Source organism: Streptomyces sp. NBC_01465 (assembly GCF_036227325.1).
Taxonomy (GTDB): domain Bacteria; phylum Actinomycetota; class Actinomycetes; order Streptomycetales; family Streptomycetaceae; genus Streptomyces.
The window spans coordinates 1,624,177-1,642,987 of sequence record NZ_CP109467.1; the positions used below are offsets into that span (position 1 = coordinate 1,624,177).

18 protein-coding genes are annotated in these 18,811 nt (G+C 70.5%); 8 read left to right on the forward strand and 10 right to left on the reverse strand.

From position 1 onward, the window contains the following. Nucleotides 1-123 precede the first annotated feature (123 nt). The 6 genes from whiA to OG707_RS07475 form a co-directional block, all read right to left on the reverse strand. Complete coding sequence (gene whiA / locus OG707_RS07450) at nucleotides 124-1,113, reverse strand: DNA-binding protein WhiA (RefSeq protein ID WP_329115647.1); 990 nt, start codon at nucleotides 1,111-1,113, stop codon at nucleotides 124-126. Then, the gene (locus OG707_RS07455) at nucleotides 1,104-2,120 is read right to left on the reverse strand and encodes a gluconeogenesis factor YvcK family protein (protein ID WP_329115649.1); all 1,017 of its coding nucleotides are present in this window, start codon (nucleotides 2,118-2,120) and stop codon (nucleotides 1,104-1,106) included. The genes whiA and OG707_RS07455 overlap by 10 nt, the downstream gene beginning before the upstream one ends. Next, nucleotides 2,117-3,073, reverse strand: coding sequence for an RNase adapter RapZ (rapZ, locus tag OG707_RS07460; RefSeq protein WP_329115651.1), 957 nt, complete (start codon nucleotides 3,071-3,073; stop codon nucleotides 2,117-2,119). The genes OG707_RS07455 and rapZ overlap by 4 nt, the downstream gene beginning before the upstream one ends. Further along, the gene (gene uvrC, locus OG707_RS07465) at nucleotides 3,063-5,060 is read right to left on the reverse strand and encodes an excinuclease ABC subunit UvrC (protein ID WP_329115652.1); all 1,998 of its coding nucleotides are present in this window, start codon (nucleotides 5,058-5,060) and stop codon (nucleotides 3,063-3,065) included. Before uvrC ends, rapZ begins: the two co-directional genes overlap by 11 nt. A 67-nt stretch (nucleotides 5,061-5,127) precedes the next feature. After that, complete coding sequence (locus OG707_RS07470; RefSeq protein WP_329115654.1) at nucleotides 5,128-5,892, reverse strand: hypothetical protein; 765 nt, start codon at nucleotides 5,890-5,892, stop codon at nucleotides 5,128-5,130. A 5-nt stretch (nucleotides 5,893-5,897) separates the two neighbouring features. Beyond that, the gene (locus tag OG707_RS07475) at nucleotides 5,898-6,491 is read right to left on the reverse strand and encodes a papain-like cysteine protease family protein (protein ID WP_329115656.1); all 594 of its coding nucleotides are present in this window, start codon (nucleotides 6,489-6,491) and stop codon (nucleotides 5,898-5,900) included. A 216-nt stretch (nucleotides 6,492-6,707) separates the two neighbouring features. Here OG707_RS07475 and OG707_RS07480 point away from each other — a divergent pair, with 216 nt between their 5' ends. Next, entirely contained in the window at nucleotides 6,708-7,634 is a 927-nt protein-coding gene (locus tag OG707_RS07480) for a hypothetical protein (protein ID WP_329115658.1), read from the forward strand. Between the two features lie 4 nt (nucleotides 7,635-7,638). Here the strand turns inward: OG707_RS07480 and OG707_RS07485 are convergent, their stop codons facing one another. The 3 genes from OG707_RS07485 to uvrA all read right to left on the reverse strand — a co-directional run bounded on the left by OG707_RS07485 (nucleotide 7,639) and on the right by uvrA (nucleotide 12,057). Then, on the reverse strand, nucleotides 7,639-8,061 hold the full coding sequence (locus OG707_RS07485; RefSeq protein ID WP_329115661.1) for a QcrA and Rieske domain-containing protein: 423 nt from the start codon (nucleotides 8,059-8,061) through the stop codon (nucleotides 7,639-7,641). A 75-nt stretch (nucleotides 8,062-8,136) separates the two neighbouring features. Then, nucleotides 8,137-8,949, reverse strand: coding sequence for an alpha/beta fold hydrolase (locus tag OG707_RS07490; RefSeq protein WP_329115663.1), 813 nt, complete (start codon nucleotides 8,947-8,949; stop codon nucleotides 8,137-8,139). Nucleotides 8,950-9,078: 129 nt separating this feature from the next. Further along, a complete protein-coding gene (uvrA, locus tag OG707_RS07495) occupies nucleotides 9,079-12,057 on the reverse strand; it encodes an excinuclease ABC subunit UvrA (RefSeq protein ID WP_329115665.1) in 2,979 nt (992 codons plus the stop codon). Between the two features lie 188 nt (nucleotides 12,058-12,245). On the opposite strand from uvrA, the gene OG707_RS07500 reads away from it, so the two are divergent. The 7 genes from OG707_RS07500 to OG707_RS07530 all read left to right on the forward strand — a co-directional run bounded on the left by OG707_RS07500 (nucleotide 12,246) and on the right by OG707_RS07530 (nucleotide 18,416). Then, nucleotides 12,246-12,935 carry a maleylpyruvate isomerase family mycothiol-dependent enzyme gene (locus OG707_RS07500; protein ID WP_329115667.1) on the forward strand — a complete coding sequence of 230 codons (690 nt, stop codon included), beginning with the start codon at nucleotides 12,246-12,248 and terminating at the stop codon, nucleotides 12,933-12,935. 10 nt (nucleotides 12,936-12,945) lie between these two features. Then, nucleotides 12,946-13,602 (forward strand): MBL fold metallo-hydrolase, encoded by a 657-nt coding sequence (locus OG707_RS07505; RefSeq protein ID WP_329115669.1) that lies wholly within the window; start codon nucleotides 12,946-12,948, stop codon nucleotides 13,600-13,602. A gap of 42 nt (nucleotides 13,603-13,644) precedes the next feature. Then, nucleotides 13,645-14,691, forward strand: a complete 1,047-nt coding sequence (locus OG707_RS07510) for a S66 family peptidase (protein ID WP_329115671.1) — start codon at nucleotides 13,645-13,647, stop codon at nucleotides 14,689-14,691. Nucleotides 14,692-14,829: 138 nt separating this feature from the next. Then, nucleotides 14,830-15,879, forward strand: a complete 1,050-nt coding sequence (locus OG707_RS07515; protein WP_329115674.1) for an aliphatic sulfonate ABC transporter substrate-binding protein — start codon at nucleotides 14,830-14,832, stop codon at nucleotides 15,877-15,879. Nucleotides 15,880-15,910: 31 nt separating this feature from the next. Next, entirely contained in the window at nucleotides 15,911-16,870 is a 960-nt protein-coding gene (locus OG707_RS07520) for a TauD/TfdA dioxygenase family protein (protein ID WP_329115677.1), read from the forward strand. Then, nucleotides 16,867-17,712: an ABC transporter permease gene (locus OG707_RS07525; RefSeq protein WP_329115679.1), complete on the forward strand. Its 846-nt coding sequence runs from the start codon at nucleotides 16,867-16,869 to the stop codon at nucleotides 17,710-17,712. The genes OG707_RS07520 and OG707_RS07525 overlap by 4 nt, the downstream gene beginning before the upstream one ends. Beyond that, the gene (locus OG707_RS07530; protein ID WP_329115681.1) at nucleotides 17,691-18,416 is read left to right on the forward strand and encodes an ABC transporter ATP-binding protein; all 726 of its coding nucleotides are present in this window, start codon (nucleotides 17,691-17,693) and stop codon (nucleotides 18,414-18,416) included. The genes OG707_RS07525 and OG707_RS07530 overlap by 22 nt, the downstream gene beginning before the upstream one ends. Here OG707_RS07530 and OG707_RS07535 read toward each other — a convergent pair. Continuing rightward, on the reverse strand, nucleotides 18,409-18,711 hold the full coding sequence (locus OG707_RS07535; protein WP_329115683.1) for a hypothetical protein: 303 nt from the start codon (nucleotides 18,709-18,711) through the stop codon (nucleotides 18,409-18,411). The genes OG707_RS07530 and OG707_RS07535 overlap by 8 nt on opposite strands. Nucleotides 18,712-18,811: the final 100 nt, after the last annotated feature.

The following is an 18,811-nucleotide window of genomic DNA, read 5'->3' on the forward strand; positions in this document are numbered from 1 at the left end:
CAGGCTCGTGACGCCTCATGATCATGTCAAGAGCGCAAGGGCGTATCCGCCAGGAATCGAGAAAGCCGCTGCCGGGCCCCAGCGGGGCCCGGCAGCGGCCGGTGGAAAAGGGGAGGATTCGGTTCAGCCGACGAGGCTGTCGTCCAGCTCCTCGCTGAGGTTGGACTCCGTGCCCGGGATGCCCAGGTCCTGGGCCCGCTTGTCGGCCATCGCCAGCAGGCGGCGGATACGGCCCGCGACCGCGTCCTTGGTCAGCGGCGGGTCGGCGAGCGCGCCCAGTTCCTCCAGCGACGCCTGCTTGTGCTCCATGCGCAGCCGGCCCGCGGCGGCCAGGTGCTCGGGCACCTCGTCCGCCAGGATCTCCAGCGCGCGCTGGACCCGGGCGCCCGCGGCGACCGCGGCGCGCGCCGAGCGGCGCAGGTTGGCGTCGTCGAAGTTGGCGAGGCGGTTGGCGGTGGCGCGGACCTCGCGGCGCATCCGCCGCTCCTCCCAGGCCAGTACCGACTCGTGCGCGCCGAGCCGGGTCAGCAGGGCGCCGATCGCGTCTCCGTCCCGTACGACCACGCGGTCCACGCCGCGCACCTCGCGCGCCTTGGACGCGATCTGCAGCCTGCGGGCCGCGCCGACCAGGGCCAGGGCCGCCTCCGGGCCCGGGCAGGTCACCTCCAGGGAGGAGGAGCGGCCGGGCTCGGTGAGCGAGCCGTGGGCCAGGAAGGCCCCGCGCCAGGCCGCCTCGGCGTCACAGGTGGCCCCCGAGACCACCTGTGGGGGCAGACCGCGGATCGGACGGCCACGGCCGTCCACGAGCCCGGTCTGGCGCGCGAGCTGGTCGCCGCCCGCCACTACCCGTACAACAAAACGCGAACCTCGGCGCAGTCCGCCGGGGGCCATCACAATCAGCTCCGAGCTGTGCCCGAAGATCTCCAGAATGTCCCGCTTGAGCCTGCGCGCCGCCATCGCGGTGTCCAGCTCCGCCTCGATCACAATCCGGCCACTCACCAGGTGGAGACCGCCGGCAAACCGAAGAATCGCCGAGACCTCCGCCTTCCTGCAGCAGGTCCGGGTGACGGGGAGCCGGGAAATTTCGTCCTTCACCGCTGCCGTCATCGCCATGGGCCGATCCTTCCATGCATCCGAAAAATACGGTCGTACGCGGCGGCCAGCAGCTCGGGGTCGTGCTTTGCCGAGCTGTCGGGCGAGGCCACGGGCGCCAGTTCGACCGTCGCCCCGAGCCGCTTGGCGGCTTCGGTCAGGCTCTCCCGGTCTCGCACGGCGGCCTCGTCGGCCAGCACCACGTCGAAGGCGAGTTTAGGGGCGTGTCGGGCCAAAACCTCCAAATGACGCTGCGGTGAGAAGCCATCGGTTTCTCCGGGTTGTGGCGCGAGGTTCAGCGAAAGGACCTTCCGGGCCTTCGTGACGGTGAGCGCGTCGAGCAGTTCCGGCACGAGAAGGTGCGGGATCACGGAGGAGAACCAGGAGCCCGGACCGAGCACCACCCAGTCCGCGTCGAGCACCGCCGCGACCGCCTCGGGGACGGCCGGCGGGTCGTTCGGCACGAGGTGTACGGACTGGACCTCGCCCGGGGTGAGGGCGACCGTGGCCTGGCCGCGGACGGTGTCCACGTCGTCGGGGCGGGCCGGGTCGTGGCCCCGTACGAGAGCCTCCAGATCCAGGGGGACCGCCGACATGGGCAGCACCCGGCCGTGCGCGCCGAGCAGCTTGCCGACCAGGTCCAGGGCCTGGACATGGTCGCCCAGCTGCTCCCAGAGGGCGACGATGAGGAGATTGCCGACCGCGTGTTCGTGCAGGTCGCCCTTGGACTCGAAGCGGTGCTGGATGACGCGGGCCCAGGTCTGGCCCCAGTCGTCGTCGCCGCAGAGCGCCGCGAGGGCCTTGCGGAGGTCGCCGGGCGGCAGGACGCCCAGCTCCTCGCGGAGCCGGCCGCTGGAGCCGCCGTCGTCGGCGACGGTGACCACCGCGGTGAGGTCACCGGTGATGCGGCGCAGCGCGGCGAGCGACGCGGAGAGGCCCATGCCGCCGCCGAGGGCGACGGTCTTGGGCTGGGCGCCGCGCTTGCGGTTCAGGCGGTTGAGCCGGTTCAGCCGCAGGGACGACTTCACTCGCGCCCCATGTCCCGGTGGACGATGACGGTCTCCACCCCGGCGGCGGCGAGCCGCTTGGCGAGCTTCTCGGAGGTGGCGACGGAGCGGTGCTTGCCGCCGGTGCAGCCGACCGCGATCGTCACGTACCGCTTGCCCTCGCGGCGGTAGCCCGCGGCGATCAGCTGGAGCAGCTCCGTGTAGCGGTCGAGGAACTCCTTGGCGCCGGGCTGGTTGAAGACGTAGTTGGAGACCTCTTCGTTGAGTCCGGTGAAGGGGCGCAGCTCCGGGACCCAGTGCGGGTTGGGCAGGAAGCGCATGTCGACGACGAGGTCGGCGTCGACGGGCAGCCCGTACTTGAAGCCGAACGACATGACCGTGGCCCGCAGCTCGGGCTCCTCGTCGCCCGCGAACTGGGCGTCCATCTTGGCGCGCAGCTCGTGGACGTTGAGCGAGGAGGTGTCGATCACCAGGTCGGCGTCGCCGCGCAGCTCGCGCAGCAGGTCCCGCTCGGCGGCGATGCCGTCGACGATGCGGCCGTCGCCCTGGAGGGGGTGCGGGCGGCGTACGGACTCGAAGCGGCGGACCAGCGCGTCGTCGGAGGACTCGAGGAAGACGATCCTGCGGGTGACGTGCTTGGCCGCCAGGTCGGCGAGGGATTCGCGCAGGTTGTCGAAGAAGCGGCGGCCTCGGACGTCGACGACGACGGCGATACGGGCCACATTGCCCTGCGAGCGGGCGCCGAGCTCGACCATGGTGGGGATCAGGGCGGGCGGCAGGTTGTCGACGACGAACCAGCCGAGGTCCTCCAGACACTTGGCCGCCGTGGAGCGGCCCGCACCCGACATCCCGGAGATGATCACCAGCTCGGGGATGGCCGGCTCGGCTGCTTCGGTGGCCTCGGCCGGTGCGCCGTTGCCCGTGCTGCCCGTACTCACGTCTGCTCCGTCCTGTGCCTGCTCTTCACTGCTCATGTGTGCTGCCCCCGTCGTCTTCCATGATCTCTCCTGTTGCCGTGTTCACGGCGGGTGCGGCCGGTGCCGCCTGGGCGAGCGCCGCGGCCACGGTCTCGGCCGTCTTGCGGCCTATCCCGGGAACTTCGCAGATCTGGTCAATTGTGGCCTGCTTCAGCTTCTTCACCGAGCCGAAGTGCTTGATGAGGGCCTGTTTGCGGGTCTCGCCGAGGCCGGGCACCGCGTCGAGCGGGCCCGACTTGAAGCGCTTGGCCCGCTTGGCGCGCTGGTAGGTGATGGCGAAGCGGTGAGCCTCGTCACGTACCCGCTGAAGAAGGTAGAGGCCCTCGCTCGAGCGCGGCAGGACGACGGGGTCGTCGTCGCCGGGGAGCCAGACCTCTTCGAGGCGCTTGGCGAGGCCGCAGACGGCGATGTCGTCGATACCGAGCTCGTCCAGGGCGCGCTGGGCGGCGGCGACCTGGGGCTGGCCGCCGTCGACGACCAGGAGCTGCGGCGGGTAGGCGAAGCGCTTGGGGCGGCCGTCCTCCTCGGGCGCGGTCTCGGGGACCTCGGGGTTGGCGTCGGATTCCGCCCACTCCCCCGTCTCCGCCTTGTCCGCGAGGTAGCGCCTGAAGCGGCGGGTGATGACCTCGTGCATCGAGCGGACGTCGTCCTGGCCCTCGAAGGTCTTGATCTGGAAGCGGCGGTACTCGCTCTTGCGGGCCAGGCCGTCCTCGAAGACCACCATCGAGGCCACGACGTCGTCGCCCTGGAGGTGGGAGATGTCGTAGCACTCGATACGGAGCGGCGCCGAGTCCAGATCGAGCGCCTCGGCGATCTCCTCCAGGGCGCGGGAGCGCGTCGTGAGGTCGGAGGCGCGCTTCGTCTTGTGCAGGACCAGGGCCTGCTGGGCGTTGCGCTGGACCGTCGCCATCAGGTCCTTCTTGTCGCCGCGCTGCGGGATGCGGAGCGACACGTTCGAGCCGCGGCGCTCCGCGAGCCAGGCGGCGACGGACTTCTCGTCCTCGGGGAGGGCCGGGACGAGGACCTCCTTGGGGACGGCGTCGCCCTTCTCCTCGCCGTACAACTGCTGCAGCGCGTGCTCGACCAGGCCGGAGGTGTCGACCGCCTCGACCTTGTCGGTGACCCAGCCGCGCTGGCCGCGGACCCGGCCGCCGCGTACGTGGAAGATCTGGACGGCGGCTTCCAGTTCGTCCTCGGCGACCGCGATCAGGTCGGCGTCGGTCGCGTCGTTGAAGACGATCGCGTTCTTCTCCAGGGCGCGGCGCAGGGCCTCGATGTCGTCGCGCAGGCGGCCGGCCTTCTCGTACTCCATCTCCTCGGCCGCCTCGTGCATCTGCTGCTCCAGGCGGCGGATGTACGTCCCCGTGCGGCCGGCCATGAAGTCGCAGAATTCCTCGGCCAGTTCGCGGTGCTCCTCGGGGGTGACGCGGCCGACGCAGGGGGCCGAGCACTTGCCGATGTAGCCGAGGAGGCAGGGGCGGCCGATCTGGGCGGAACGCTTGAAGACCCCTGCCGAGCAGGTGCGGACGGGGAACACGCGGAGCATCAGGTCGACGGTCTCGCGGATCGCCCAGGCGTGGCCGTACGGACCGAAGTAGCGCACGCCCTTCTTCTTGGGGCCGCGCATCACCTGGACGCGGGGGAACTCCTCGTTGAGGGTGACCGCGAGCGACGGATAGCTCTTGTCGTCGCGGTACTTGACGTTGAACCGCGGGTCGAACTCCTTGATCCAGGAGTATTCGAGCTGGAGCGCCTCGACTTCGGTGGAGACGACCGTCCACTCGACGGAGGCGGCCGTCGTGACCATCGTGCGCGTGCGCGGGTGCAGGTTGGCCAGGTCCTGGAAGTACGAGGAGAGACGCGGGCGGAGGCTCTTCGCCTTGCCCACGTAGATCACCCGGCGGTGTTCGTCGCGGAATTTGTAGACCCCCGGCGAGTCGGGGATCTGTCCCGGCTTCGGGCGGTAACTGGAGGGGTCGGCCATGGTGGACAGCCTACTGGCGGGGGCTGACAGTGAGGCCCGCCCGGGGAGGCGGGCGGGCCCCGGTGGATCAGCGGCGGCGCAGGCGTACGGCCACGGTGCCGAGCGCCAGTACGGCGGCTCCGGCCGCGCCCGCGGCGGCGGGGTTGAGAGCGGAGCCGTCCCTGGTGGGCGGGGCCGCCTGGGCCTTCTGCGGGCCGTAGCCGCCCGCCTTGCCGGACTTGGCGTAGGCGGAGCCCGGGAGCTTGTCGCCGTACGCCTGCTGGACGTGGTGCCGGTAGGCGGTCAGCGTCGTGCCGTTGGCGCCGATCGCGCGGGTCGCGTCCTCGTCCAGGGGCAGGACCTTGGCGCCCTTCGTCACGTACCAGGCGTCGATCTGGGGCTCGCGGAAGACGGTGCCGCCGGGGAGGCTGCGGGCGCCGGCCGCACTGTAGCGCGTCTCGTCGTCGCCGGAGGCGATGTTCACCACCTGCCAGCCGGAGCCCTGGCGGGCGGTCCACAGGGAGGCCTTCTGGCCGTCGGAGGAGACCGCCGTACTGGCCATGAAGTCCAGGTGGGCGACCGCGGCGCCGGGGCGGCCCGCGACGAATTCCGGGGCGAGGGTGTAGACGGGCACGGAGCTGCCCTGAATGTGCGGGGCCGCCGCGGCCATGGTCACCTTGCCGTCGCGGGCGAAGAAGCGGGAGAGCGTGGTGAGGGTGGCGGGGGCGGTCGCCGCTTCGTGGGCCGCCTTCGCGTCCTGGGCGGGGGTGTCGGCCTGGGCGTGCGGGGCGGCGAGCAGGAGCAGCGTGGTCGCGGTGCCGGCGAGGGCTGCGGCGGTGAGGCGTGCGGTCATGGGTGTCACGCCCCGATCCGGTAGAGCGAGTGGGTCCAGGAGAACTCGTTGTTGTTCACGTACCAGGCGTGCGAGGCCCAGTTGTAGCGGTCGTTGGAGGGCCACGGGTCGCCCCAGTAGACCCAGCTGTTGGCGGTGTCGTAGCCGTACAGGACGTGCATGTGGCCGCCGCCGCTCGACCACTGGATGCGGGTCTCGACCGGGCGGTTGGCGTCGATCTCGGACTGGACGGTGGTGTAGCGGAGCCATCCGGTCACGTACGAACCGGAGTTGATGCCCGCCCAGTCGAGTCCGTTCTGGACGTCGCCCAGGCTGGCCTGGGAATTGGGGCAGTCGTAGCCCTGCTGCCGGCCGAAGGCGGCGTTGCAGAACTGGTTCTGGGTGTAGTTCCGGCCGAACCAGGTGGCGATGGTGTTGCCGCTCGCGGCCCAGCACCAGTTGGTCTTCTGCTGGGACTGCATGGTGATGTTCAGTCGTTTGGCGGCAGCGACTGCGGCCGTCGGAGCGCTCTGGTCGGCCGAGGCCGCCGTCGCCGGTGCGGCGAAGACCGCCGCGGCCAGCAGGGCGGCTGCGGACAGCCATCTCTTCTTGTTGCGCATCGCGTTCCTCCCGAGGCGGGGGGTGGATTGGAGGAGCGCGTCCGGACGCTGTCGATGAGCATCTGCGGTTGTCGGGTTCAGGTCAACACGCTTCAATGCGGGGTGAGTCGGCGCTGTGAATGGCGAGGGTGGAGTGTGAACGGCCCTTGCCGGTACGGTCGGTCGCCCGGCGCCGCCGCCCCGCCCCCGTTGTGAACGTTCACCCGAGGAGCCCGTATGGGACACCCCGAGGCCGATCTCGCGCAGATGCTGCACACCGGGCCTTTCCATCTGGCCCTGCGTGCGGCGATCGCGGTGCGCGGGCTGCCGCTGCAGCGGGTCCAGCACCGGCTCGCCAGCCGTGGCATCAAGGTCGGTGTGACCAGCCTGAGTTACTGGCAGCAGGGTGCGCGCCGCCCGCAGCGGCCCGAGTCGCTGCGCGCCGTGCGCGCGCTGGAGGACGTACTGGAGCTGCCGGGCGAGTCACTGCTGCGGCTGCTCGACGCGGACGGCGCGCGGGCGGAGGTGGAGCGGCCCGCCGCCCGCTCCTACCGGTCGCTGGTCGAGTCGTCCGGGGCCGTCGAGCGGCTGCTCGCCGAGCTGGAGCTGCCGAAGGACGGCGGGCTGCACACGGTGGGGCAGCACGAGCGCGTACGAATCGGGGCGGCGCGTGAGCTGCGGGGGCGCGACGCCGAGCATGTCGTACGCGCCCATCGCGACGGGATCGACCGCTATCTGGCCGTCCACCGCGGCGATCCGGGATGCGATCCCGCCCGGGTGGTCGTGCGCGCCGGGGAGAACTGCCGCACCGGGCGGGTGCGCTGGGACCGCGAGAGCGGGGTGCTGGTCGCCGAACTGCTCTTCGACGCGCGGCTGCGCGCCGGGGAGACGTATCTCTTCGGGTACGGGTTCGAGGACGGGACCGGGGGCGAGAGCGGCGAGTACGTGCGGGGGTTCAGCTTCGGCGGCGGGCAGTACGTCCTGCAAGTGCGGTTCGACGAGCGGGCGTTGCCGGTGCGGTGCCGCAGGTTCGCTCAGGCGTCGGCGGGCGCGGCGCGGGGCGCGCGGGCGGATCTGACGCTGAGCGGACTGCACCGGACCGTACATCTGGTGGAGCAGGGGGTACGGCCCGGGATCCTCGGGATCGGGTGGGACTGGGAGTGAGCTTCTACTTGTCCGGGCCGGCGACGAGCTTGCCGTCCGTGACCTTCACCGGGACCGCGGGGAGCGGCTTGGTGGCCGGGCCCTGGAGGACCTTGCCCGTGGTCACGTCGAAGCGGCTGCCGTGGCAGGTGCAGTCGCCCTCGGTCTTCTCGACCGAGGACAGGACGCAGCCCGCGTGGGTGCAGACCGCGCTGAAGGCCTTGTACTCGCCCTTGGCCGGGCAGCTGACGACGAGCTTCTGGTCGCGGTAGAGCATCGCTCCGCCGACCGGCACCGCGTCCGCCGCGCCCAGGTCGACCGGGGCGGTCGGGGTGGCCGACGTGCTGCCCTTGGACTCGGTCGAGCAGGCGGTGAGCCCTACGCCTGCGACGCCCGCGAGCGCGGCGCCCTTCAGCACGGAGCGGCGGGCGGCAGGCAGGCCTGACATGGAGTCTCCACTGGTCAGAGGCGTCGGTGACAGAAGCGACGATACCGGTGGAGATCAACGCGACCCGCGCAGGGCTCAGAGGAAGTCGGCGACGGCGGTACGGAAGCCGTCCGGGTCCTCGGTCCAGGGCAGATGTCCGGCGCCGCGCAGGGTGACGCGGCGTACGTCGGGGAGCGCCTCCTCCAGCGAGTCCACGACGCGGCGGGCGCGGATGTCCTTCGCGCCGTCGACGATCAGCACGGGGACCTTCAGCACCTCGCAGCGGTTGCGGAGGAGGGGGCGGCCCCAGCTGCGCTTGTTCTCGGTGTTGAGGGCGGTGTTCGCCGCCTGGTTGATCGGGAACCAAGGGGTGGCCATCTGCTCGGCGAGGTCCATGGCGCGGGACCGGTCCTGGAACTCCACCGACCACTGCAGTACGGCGCGTTCGCGGCCCGTCGCCTCCTGCCAGCGGTCCAGGTTCTTGCCGAGCGCCTTGCGGAAGGCCTTGGAGTACTGCGGGTGCCAGGAGGTGACCGGGTCGATGCCCATGCCCGACACGTACACGATGCGGCTGACGCGGTCCGGGTGCTCCAGGGCGTAGGCCAGGGCGAGTTGAGCGCCCCAGGAGTGGCCGAGCAGCACGACCTGCTCCAGGCCGAAATGGCGGCGTACGGCGTCGAGGTCCGCGACCGCGCCGGCCAGGGTGTAGGGGCCTGCGGAGGGTGCGGAGCGGCCGCAGCCGCGCTGGTCCCAGCGGAACACGGTGTGGCCGGGGAGGAGTTGGGCCACGTCGTCGAGGGTGTCCCAGAGGCCGGGGCCGCCGTGGCAGAGGATCACCGGCGGCCCTTCACCGTCCTGTACGGCCCAGAGTCCGGCGCCGTCGTCGGTCGTCACCGCAGTGTCGTTCATGGCGCCAGTCTGCCTGCGGAAACGTTTGGCCGCGTGCAATTGCAGATGGGACCAGGCGTGTTGGCCACAGACGACCGCCGCCGCTCCGGACGGAATCCGGAGCGGCGGCGGGGAGTTGGACCTGCTTGGCTACGCCTTGCGGGCGCGCACCGTCTTCTTCGCGGGGGTCGACTTGGCCGCCACCGTCTTCTTCGCGGCCACCGACTTCTTGGCCGCCGCCTTCTTCGCCGGCTTGCGCGCCGCAGGCGTTCCCGCGTCGCTGATCCGGTCCGCGTCCAGGATCTCCCGCAGGAACTTGCCCGTGTGGCTCGCCGGGACGCCCGCGACCTGCTCGGGTGTGCCCTCGGCGATGACCAGGCCGCCGCCGCTGCCGCCCTCGGGGCCCATGTCGATGACCCAGTCCGCCGTCTTGATGACGTCCAGGTTGTGCTCGATGACGACCACCGAGTTGCCCTTGTCGACCAGACCCGAGAGCACCTTGATGAGCTTGCTGATGTCCTCGAAGTGCAGACCGGTCGTCGGCTCGTCCAGTACGTAGACGGTGCGGCCCGTGGAGCGCTTCTGCAGCTCGGAGGCGAGCTTCACACGCTGCGCCTCGCCGCCGGAGAGCGTCGGCGCGGACTGCCCCAACCGTACGTATCCCAGACCGACTTCATTGAGCGTCCGCAGATGGCGGGCGATCGTCGGGACGGCCTCGAAGAAGTCCAGGCCCTCCTCGATCGGCATGTCCAGGACCTCGGCGATGGACTTGCCCTTGTAGTGGACCTCCAGGGTCTCCCGGTTGTAGCGCGCGCCGTGGCAGACCTCGCACGGGACGTACACGTCCGGCAGGAAGTTCATCTCGATCTTGATGGTGCCGTCGCCGGAGCAGTTCTCGCAGCGGCCGCCCTTGACGTTGAAGGAGAAGCGGCCGGGGAGGTACCCGCGGACCTTCGCCTCCATCGTCTCCGCGAACAGCTTGCGAACGTGGTCGAAGACTCCGGTGTACGTCGCCGGGTTGGACCGGGGTGTGCGGCCGATGGGCGACTGGTCGACGTGGACCACCTTGTCGACCAGGTCGTCGCCGTCGACCCGCGTGTGCCGGCCGGGGACGGCGCGGGCGCCGTTCAACTCCCTTGCCAGGTGCGTGTAGAGGATGTCGTTGACCAGTGTCGACTTGCCGGACCCCGAGACACCCGTGACCGCCGTCAGCACGCCCAGCGGGAAGGCGACGTCGATGTCCTGGAGGTTGTTCTCGCGCGCACCGTGGACCGTGAGCCGGCGGTTCGGGTCGATCGGGCGGCGGATGTCCGGGGTCGGGATGGCCCTCTTTCCGGACAGGTACTGACCGGTGATCGACTCCTTGTTGGTCAGCAGCTCCTTGAGCGAGCCGCTGTGCACGACCTTCCCGCCGTGCTCACCGGCGCCCGGGCCGATGTCGACGACCCAGTCGGCCACCTTGATGGTGTCCTCGTCGTGCTCGACGACGATGAGCGTGTTGCCCATGTCGCGCAGCCGCACCAGGGTCTCGATGAGGCGGTGGTTGTCGCGCTGGTGCAGGCCGATGGACGGCTCGTCCAGTACGTACAGCACGCCGACCAGGCCGGAACCGATCTGCGTGGCGAGACGGATGCGCTGGGCCTCGCCGCCGGAGAGCGTGCCCGCGGCACGGTTCAGGGAGAGGTAGTCGAGGCCCACGTCCACCAGGAACTTCAGGCGCTCGTTGACCTCCTTCAGGACCCGCTCGGCGATCTTCTTGTCGCGGGCGTTGAGCTTCAGTACGCCCAGGAACTCCGCGCACTCGCTGATCGACATCGCGGCGACCTGGGCGATGGACTTCTCCATCACCGTGACCGCGAGGACGATCGGCTTGAGGCGGGTGCCGTCACACGTCGGGCAGGGCACCTCGCGCATATAGCCCTCGAAGCGCTCTCGGCTGGAGTCGCTCTCGGACTCCGCGTGCCGGCGCTTGACGAAGGGGACCGCGCCTTCGAAGGAGGTCGTGTAGGCGCGCTCGCGGCCGTACCGGTTGCGGTAGCGGACCTCGATCTGGGTCTTGTGACCGTAGAGGAGGGCCTTCTTGGCGCGCTGCGGGAGTCCGGCCCAGGGGATGTCCGTACGGAATCCGAGCTCTTCGGCCAGGGCGTTGACCAGGCGGTTGAAGTACTCCTTGGTGTGGCCGAGCGACCACGGGGAGACCGCGCCCTCTTCGAGGGACTTGTCCTCGTCGGGGACGATCAGCTCGGGGTCGACCTCCATGCGCGTACCGATACCGGTGCAGTCGGGGCAGGCGCCGAAGGGCGAGTTGAAGGAGAAGGAGCGGGGCTCCAGCTCTTCGAAGGAGAGGTCGTCGTACGGGCAGTAGAGGTGCTCGGAGTACATCCGCTCACGCTCGGGGTCGTCCGCCGCCAGGTCGACGAAGTCCAGGACGACCATGCCGCCGGCGAGACCGAGTGCCGTCTCGACGGAGTCGGTGAGGCGGCGCTTGGCGCCGTCCTTCACCGTGAGGCGGTCGATGACCACCTCGATGGTGTGCTTCTCCTGCTTCTTCAGCTTGGGCGGGTCGGAGAGCTGGATCGTCTCGCCGTCGACGCGCGCCCGGCTGTACCCCTTGGTCTGGAGATCGGCGAAGAGGTCGACGAACTCGCCCTTGCGCTCGCGCACGAGCGGGGACAGGACCTGGAAGCGGCTGCCCTCGGGGAGCTCGAGGACCTTGTCGACGATGGCCTGCGGCGACTGGCGCGAGATGGGGCGGCTGCACTGGGGGCAGTGCGGCTTGCCGATGCGCGCGAAGAGCAGACGGAGGTAGTCGTAGACCTCGGTGATCGTGCCGACCGTCGAGCGCGGGTTGCGCGAGGTCGACTTCTGGTCGATCGAGACGGCCGGGGAGAGGCCCTCGATGAAGTCGACGTCCGGCTTGTCCATCTGACCGAGGAACTGCCGGGCGTAGGAGGAGAGCGACTCGACGTAGCGGCGCTGCCCCTCGGCGAAGATCGTGTCGAACGCGAGGGAGGACTTGCCCGATCCCGAGAGCCCGGTGAAGACGATGAGGGAGTCGCGCGGGAGGTCGAGCGAGACGTTCTTGAGGTTGTGCTCGCGAGCGCCACGAACGATGAGACGGTCGGCCACGCCGGTCCGCACCTTTCTGAAGAGGAGGAGCAGGGGCGGAGCCCCCTTCCCAGGGTATGGGGGGCGCCTCAGCGATGTCTTGGGAAGACCTGTTGGATGTCTCTCACGAGCCTATAGCACGCACATTCGATTTACGGTCATCGCCGGACAGCTTCACCCGAAGGAGTGGCGGGCCTATCGTCGGCAGCATGTTGGATCATGCGCGCGACCTGGACTCTGTACGTGAAGCGACCGACCGGCTCCTCGCCGCAGTCGCACCTATGGACAACGCGGCACTGGCCGAGCCGTCACGGCTTCCGGGGTGGACGCGCGGCCATGTGCTCGCGCATCTCTCCCGCAATGCCGACGCCCTGGTGAATGTCCTCACCGGTCTGCCGATGTACGAGAGCGGCGAGACCCGTGACGCGGACATCGCGCGGGACGCGGGCCGCGATCTCGCCGTACAACTCGCCGACCTGCGGTCCAGCGCCGAGCGCTTCCAGGAGCGGGGGCGTGTGGCGGCCGACTGGTCGCGGAACGTGGAGCTGCGGAACGGCGTCACCGACGAGGCGGCGCGGATCCCGTTCCGGCGGTGGATCGAGGTCGAGCTGCACCATGTCGATCTGGGGGTCGGGTACGAGCTGGAGGATCTGCCGGCGGAATTCGTGGAGCGCGAGATCGATTTTCTGACGGCGCGGTTCGCCGGGCACAAGGACGTTCCGCCGACCGCGCTGGCTGCCGACGGCAGCGGCACGTGGACCACGGGCGGCGGCGCCGAGGGCGGTCCTGTCGCCGTGAAGGGGTCGGCCGTGGAGCTGCTCGGCTGGCTCGCGGGGCGGGGCGACGGGGCAGCACTGGTCGCCGAAGGGGGCCCGCTCCCCGTACTGCCCCCGCTATAGGCTGGCGGGTATGACGTACAGCGGAGCGGTGAAGGTCGGCGGCGGGGCGGACGTGCACGAGCTGACGGACCTGATGATCTCCAAGGTCGCGGTCGGCCCGATGAACAACAACGCGTATCTGCTGCGCTGCCGGGCCACCGGCGAGCAGCTGCTGATCGACGCGGCCAACGACGCCGCGACCCTGCTCCAGCTGATCGGTGACGACGGCATCGCGTCCGTCGTCACCACCCACCGGCACGGCGACCACTGGCAGGCCCTTGAGGCGGTGGTCGCGGCGACCGGTGCGCGGACCTTCGCCGGGCGGTACGACGCCGAGGGCATCCCCGTCGCCACCGATGTGCCCGTCGAGGACGGCGACACGGTCCGGGTGGGGCGCGTCGAGCTGACCGCGCGGCATCTGGTCGGCCACACGCCGGGGTCGATCGCCCTGGTGTACGACGACCCGCACGGCCACCCGCACGTCTTCACCGGCGACTGCCTCTTCCCGGGCGGCGTCGGCAACACCTGGGACGACCCGGCGGCCTTCGCCTCGCTGATCGGCGACGTCGAGGCCAAGCTCTTCGCCGTCCTGCCGGACGAGAGCTGGGTCTACCCGGGGCACGGCGACGACACGACGCTCGGCGACGAGCGGCCGCACCTCGCGGAGTGGCGCGAGCGCGGCTGGTAAATGCGGGTGCCCGAGGGCGGAGACCGCCCTTAGGGTCCCGTCATGACCCCTCCCGTGTATCCGCCCAAGCCCCGTCCCGGTGACCGCGTCGCCGTCGTCTCGCCCGGCGCCGGGCTGCCGGGGGTCCTTCCGCTGCCGTACGAACTCGGCCTTGAGCGGCTGGAGAAGGACTTCGGGCTCGTTCCCGTCGAGTACGCGGCGACCCGGACGATGGGGTCCACGCCGCAGGAACGGGCCGACGACATCCACGCGGCGTTCGCCGATCCGGAGATCAAGGCGGTCATCGCCTCGATCGGCGGGGACGACCAGATCACCGTACTGCCGTTCCTGGACCGGGAGTTGATCCGGGCGAACCCGAAGCCCTTCTTCGGCTACAGCGACAACACCAATCTGCTGGCCTTCCTGTCGAGCACCGGGATCGTCGGCTACCACGGCGGCTCGGTCATGGTGGAGCTCGGCCGCCCCGTCGCGATGAATCCGCTGACCGCCGACTCGCTGCGCGCGGCGCTCTTCACGTCGGGGCCGTACGAACTGCGGCCGGCCGAGCGCTTCGCGACGGGCGGCGGCCGGTGGGAGGACCCGGCGACCTTCACCCGCGAGCCCGAGACCCTGCCCGCCGACGGCTGGTCCTGGGTGAACGCCGACCGGGTCGTCGAGGGGCGCAGTTGGGGCGGGTGCGTGGAGATCGTCGCCTGGCTGCTGATGGCCGACCGCGAGGTGTCGCACGATCTGTCGGTGTACGACGGCGGGGTGCTCTTCCTGGAGACCTCCGAGGAGATGCCGAGCGGCGAGGAAGTCTTCCGGATCCTGCGCAACATGGGCGAGCGGGGGCTGCTCCAGCGATTCTCGGCGCTGCTGATGGCGCGGCCCAAGACCTGGTCGTTCGAGCAGCCGCTCTCCCCCGAGGACGGTGCGCGGTACGCGGCCGAGCAGCGCGCGGCGGTCGAGCGCGCGCTGGCGGCGTACGCCCCGGAGATGCTGACCGTCTTCGACGTACCGCTCGGGCACACCGACCCGCAGCAGGTCATTCCGTACGGCGGGACCGTCCGCGTGGACGGTCCGGGGCGGCGGATCACCGTCACGTATTAGGGAGCTTTACGGGCCCTCCTGGCGTTTCATGCCGCAGCCACAATGCGGCAATGCCCGGACGCAACGATGGTGTGCGCGGCCCGAACCGGTGCCGCGCACACACCACTTCACCGTTACGTCCCGAGTCCTGGAGGACCCGTGTCCGCGTCTGTACGCCCGCTCAGGTGGGCCACCGCTCTCATCGCCGTGTCGACACTGGCGCTGACCGGCTGTGGCGGCTCCTCCGCAGCGCAGGACGCGGTGGGGGCAGGGAAGAAGCGCACCGCAGCCCTGGCCGCCACCGTACCGAAGGGGACGGTGCTGCGGATCGGGGACCAGAACGAGGCACTGCAGACGCTGCTGAAGGCGTCCGGGCAGGACCAAGGGACCCCGTACAAGCTGGAGTTCAGCTCCTTCCAGGGCGGGCCCTCGATCCTGGAGGCGTTCCGGGGCGGTGCGCTGGACGCCGGGATCGTGGCCGAAACCCCGGCGATCTTCGCGCAGGCGTCGAAGCAGGACGTCGCAGTGGTGGGGGTGCAGCAGGGCAGCCGTAACGCGTCCCGGCTGGTGACCGCCGTCGGATCCAGCGCGAAGTCGGTCGCCGACCTCAAGGGCAAGAAGATCGCCTATACGGAGGGGACGACCTTCCAGCCCGCCGTGCTCAAGGCGCTGAAGAACGCGGGGCTGAAGAAGGACGACGTACAGCTCGTCAATCTGCAGATCCTGGACATCCCTGCCGCGCTGCAGACCAAGCAGGTCGATGCGGCGGTTCTGACCGAGCCGCTGCGGTCCAAGTACCTGGTGCCGTACGCGGCGAAGGGCGCCCATCTCCTCGACGACGCAACGGACTTGACCAGCGGGTTGCAGCTGCTGATCTCCCCGGGCAAGGCCGTCGACGACAAGGCGAAGGCGGCGGCGCTGCGGGATCTCACCGCGCGCTGGACCAAGGCGTCGAAGTGGGCGAACGCGCACCCGCAGGAGTGGGTCAAGGCGTACTACGTCGATGCCCAGAAGCTCCCCGAGAAGGCCGGCCTGCTGATCAACAAGGCTACGGGGACGGCGACTTTCCCCACGTACGACGAGGCGGCCAAGGCCCAGCAGGAGGTGGCCGATCTGCTGATCGAGGCGGGGGCGGTGCCAGGTCCGCTGGATGTGAGCAGCGAGTTCGACCACCGCTTCGAGGCGGCGCAGCAGGAAGCCGCGAAGTAACCCACCCCGTACCAGGACGAGGAGATTCATCATGACCACTACTGCCAAGGCCCTTGATGTGACCCGGATTTCGGGCCGGATCGGCGCTGTCGTCGACGGCGTGGAGCTGTCCGGGGAGCTGCCGGACGCGACCGTCGCCGCCATCGAAGAGGCGCTGTACGCCCACAAGGTGGTGTTCTTCCGGGGGCAGCAGCATCTGGACGACGCGGCGCACGAGGCGTTCGCGCGCCGCCTCGGGCACCCGGTCTCGCATCCGACCGTTCCCTCCGCCGACGGGCGGTACGTCTTCGAGCTGGACGCCACCAAGGGCGTGCGCGCCAATCAGTGGCACACCGATGTGACGTTCGTGCCCGCCTATCCGAAGGCGTCGATCCTGCGGGCGCTGGAGATTCCCGAGCGCGGCGGGCACACGATCTGGGCCAATACGGCGGCCGCGTACGCCGAACTGCCCGAGCCCTTGCGGGTGTTGGCGGACTCGCTGCATGCCGTGCACAGCAACGACTACGACTACGCGGAGCGCGTGCATCTGCGTCCGGAGCTGGGCGAGGAGGTCGCCAAGCTCTTCCGGCAGGTGTTCGTGTCGACGAAGTTCCAGACCGAGCACCCGGTGGTACGGGTGCATCCGGTGACCGGGGAGCGGTCGCTGCTGCTGGGCAATTTTGTGCAGCGGATCGCGGGGCTGCCGTCCTCCGACAGCCGGGCGCTGATCGATCTCTTCCAGCGCTACATCGAGCGCCCCGAGAACCTGGTGCGCTGGCAGTGGCAGGTCGGCGACGTGGCGATCTGGGACAACAGGGCCACGCAGCACTACGCGGTCGCCGACTACGACGAACTGCCGCGCGTGGTACGGCGGATCACGCTCGACGGGGATGTTCCGCAGGGGGTCGACGGGTTCCGCTCGCGGCTGGTGGAGCCGTCCGTGGCGCCGCGGGTTCCGGGTCTCGTACCGGCCGAGGAGCTGGAGCGCGAGCGGCTGGGCGGGGCGGCGTGACCGCGTCGGTCCAGACCGCCCCGGTCGAGGTACCGGCCGCCGTACCCGCGAAGGCTGCGCGGGTACGGCGGCCGGTGGGGCGGCTCGGGCGGCGGGTGCCGTTCGCCCGGGCCGTGGGGCCGCTGGTGCTGCTCGCCGTGTGGTGGGTGGCGTCGGCGGCCGGGTGGCTCGATCCGCAGACGCTCGCCTCGCCGTCGGATGTCGCCACCACCACCGGGGATCTGATCGCCGGCGGTGAGCTGCAGAAGCATCTGCTGGTGTCGCTCCAACGGGCCGCGCTGGGGCTTGCGTTCGGGGTGTCGGCGGGTGTGCTGCTCGCGCTCGCGGCCGGACTGTCCCGGGTCGGCGAGGCGCTCCTCGACGGGACGCTGCAGCTACTGCGGTCGCTGCCGATCCTGGCGCTGGTGCCGCTCGCGATCCTGTGGTTCGGGATCGGCGAGGAGGTCAAGGTCATTCTCGTGGCGCTCGGCACGCTCTTCCCCGTCTACATCAATACGCACGCCGCGCTGACCGGGCTCGATGTGCGGTACGCGGAGCTGGCGCAGACGCTGGGGCTCTCGCGCACGGCGTTCCTGCGGCGGATCGTGCTGCCGGGGGCGGCTCCCGGGTTCTTCACGGGGCTGCGGATCTCGGTGACCGTGTCATGGCTGGTGCTGGTGGTGAGCGAGCAGATCAACGCGTCCAGTGGGATCGGATATCTGATGACGCAGGCGCGGACGTTCGCCCGTACGGATGTGATCGTGGTCGGCCTGGTCGTCTACGGGGTGCTGGGGCTGGCCTCGGACACGCTGGTGCGGCTGGTGGAGCGGAGGGTGCTGGCATGGCGTACGACACTGGGCTGAGCGTACGGATCGAGGGGCTGCAGCGGGTCTTCGACGGGCGGGCCGTGCTCGACGGGGTCGAACTGTCGCTGCGCCCCGGGGAGTTCGTGGCCCTGCTCGGGCACAGCGGGTCGGGCAAGTCGACGCTGCTGCGGGCCGCCGCGCGGCTGGACCAGGGGGTCACGGGGACGGTCGACGTACCCGAGGCGCGGTCGGTGGTCTTCCAGGATCCGCGACTGCTGCCGTGGGCGCGGGTGCTGGAGAACGTGACGCTCGGACTGCGCGGCGGCGATGCTGCCGTACGGGCGCGGGAGGCACTGGCGGAGGTCGGGCTCGCGGAGAAGGAGCGGGCCTGGCCGGGGACGCTGTCGGGCGGCGAGGCGCAGCGGGTCGCACTCGCGAGGGCGCTGGTGCGCTCGCCGGAACTGCTGCTGCTCGACGAGCCGTTCGGGGCGCTCGACGCGCTGACGCGGCTGCGGATGCACGGGCTGCTGCGGCAGTTGTGCGAGCGCCACCGGCCCGCCGTACTGCTGGTGACGCACGACGTGGACGAGGCGCTCGCCCTGGCGGACCGGGCGCTGGTACTGACCGGCGGCCGGCTGTCGCTCGACGTGCCCGTCGAACTGCCGGCCGGCCGGTCGCGCACCTCCCCGGAATTCGCCGCGCTCCGCACGCGGCTCCTCCTGGAGCTCGGGGTCGTCGAGGTGTCAGACGCGGTTACTTGATGTCGGCCTGTTCGCGGATGTCGCAGTCGGTGAAGGTCGGCTTCTTCGTCGCCATCGAGGCGAGCTTCTGCGAGAGCTTGTCGACTTCCGGGTTCCGGCTGTTGATCATGGCCTCTTCGTAGGAGTTGAACTCGATCACGACGAGGAAGCGCTTCGGGTGGGCGCGGTCCTGCAGGACGGTCCGGTGGACGGGGTGGCCCTGCTTGCCCTGGTTCTGCTGCTCGAACTGCGCGATCACGGAGCGGATCTCATCGATGCGCTCGGTCTCGAATTCGATGATCTGCGCGAACTTCATGGGGTCCTCCCCCGCTCGCGGCACGCCCGCCGTCCGGGAGCGCTCACCGTACAAGCAAGCACCGGCCGGAGTGGGCGGCAATGCTCCGCTCACTCCGGCC

Coding starts and splice junctions, on each gene's coding strand:
- whiA (WP_329115647.1), bottom strand. CDS start 1,113: ATGGCGATGACGGCAGCGGTGAAGGACGAAATTTCCCGGCTCCCCGTC.
- rapZ (WP_329115651.1), bottom strand. CDS start 3,073: ATGAGCAGTGAAGAGCAGGCACAGGACGGAGCAGACGTGAGTACGGGC.
- uvrC (WP_329115652.1), bottom strand. CDS start 5,060: ATGGCCGACCCCTCCAGTTACCGCCCGAAGCCGGGACAGATCCCCGAC.
- OG707_RS07470 (WP_329115654.1), bottom strand. CDS start 5,892: ATGACCGCACGCCTCACCGCCGCAGCCCTCGCCGGCACCGCGACCACG.
- OG707_RS07475 (WP_329115656.1), bottom strand. CDS start 6,491: ATGCGCAACAAGAAGAGATGGCTGTCCGCAGCCGCCCTGCTGGCCGCG.
- OG707_RS07480 (WP_329115658.1), top strand. CDS start 6,708: ATGGGACACCCCGAGGCCGATCTCGCGCAGATGCTGCACACCGGGCCT.
- OG707_RS07485 (WP_329115661.1), bottom strand. CDS start 8,061: ATGTCAGGCCTGCCTGCCGCCCGCCGCTCCGTGCTGAAGGGCGCCGCG.
- OG707_RS07490 (WP_329115663.1), bottom strand. CDS start 8,949: ATGAACGACACTGCGGTGACGACCGACGACGGCGCCGGACTCTGGGCC.
- OG707_RS07500 (WP_329115667.1), top strand. CDS start 12,246: ATGTTGGATCATGCGCGCGACCTGGACTCTGTACGTGAAGCGACCGAC.
- OG707_RS07505 (WP_329115669.1), top strand. CDS start 12,946: ATGACGTACAGCGGAGCGGTGAAGGTCGGCGGCGGGGCGGACGTGCAC.
- OG707_RS07510 (WP_329115671.1), top strand. CDS start 13,645: ATGACCCCTCCCGTGTATCCGCCCAAGCCCCGTCCCGGTGACCGCGTC.
- OG707_RS07520 (WP_329115677.1), top strand. CDS start 15,911: ATGACCACTACTGCCAAGGCCCTTGATGTGACCCGGATTTCGGGCCGG.
- OG707_RS07530 (WP_329115681.1), top strand. CDS start 17,691: ATGGCGTACGACACTGGGCTGAGCGTACGGATCGAGGGGCTGCAGCGG.
- OG707_RS07535 (WP_329115683.1), bottom strand. CDS start 18,711: ATGAAGTTCGCGCAGATCATCGAATTCGAGACCGAGCGCATCGATGAG.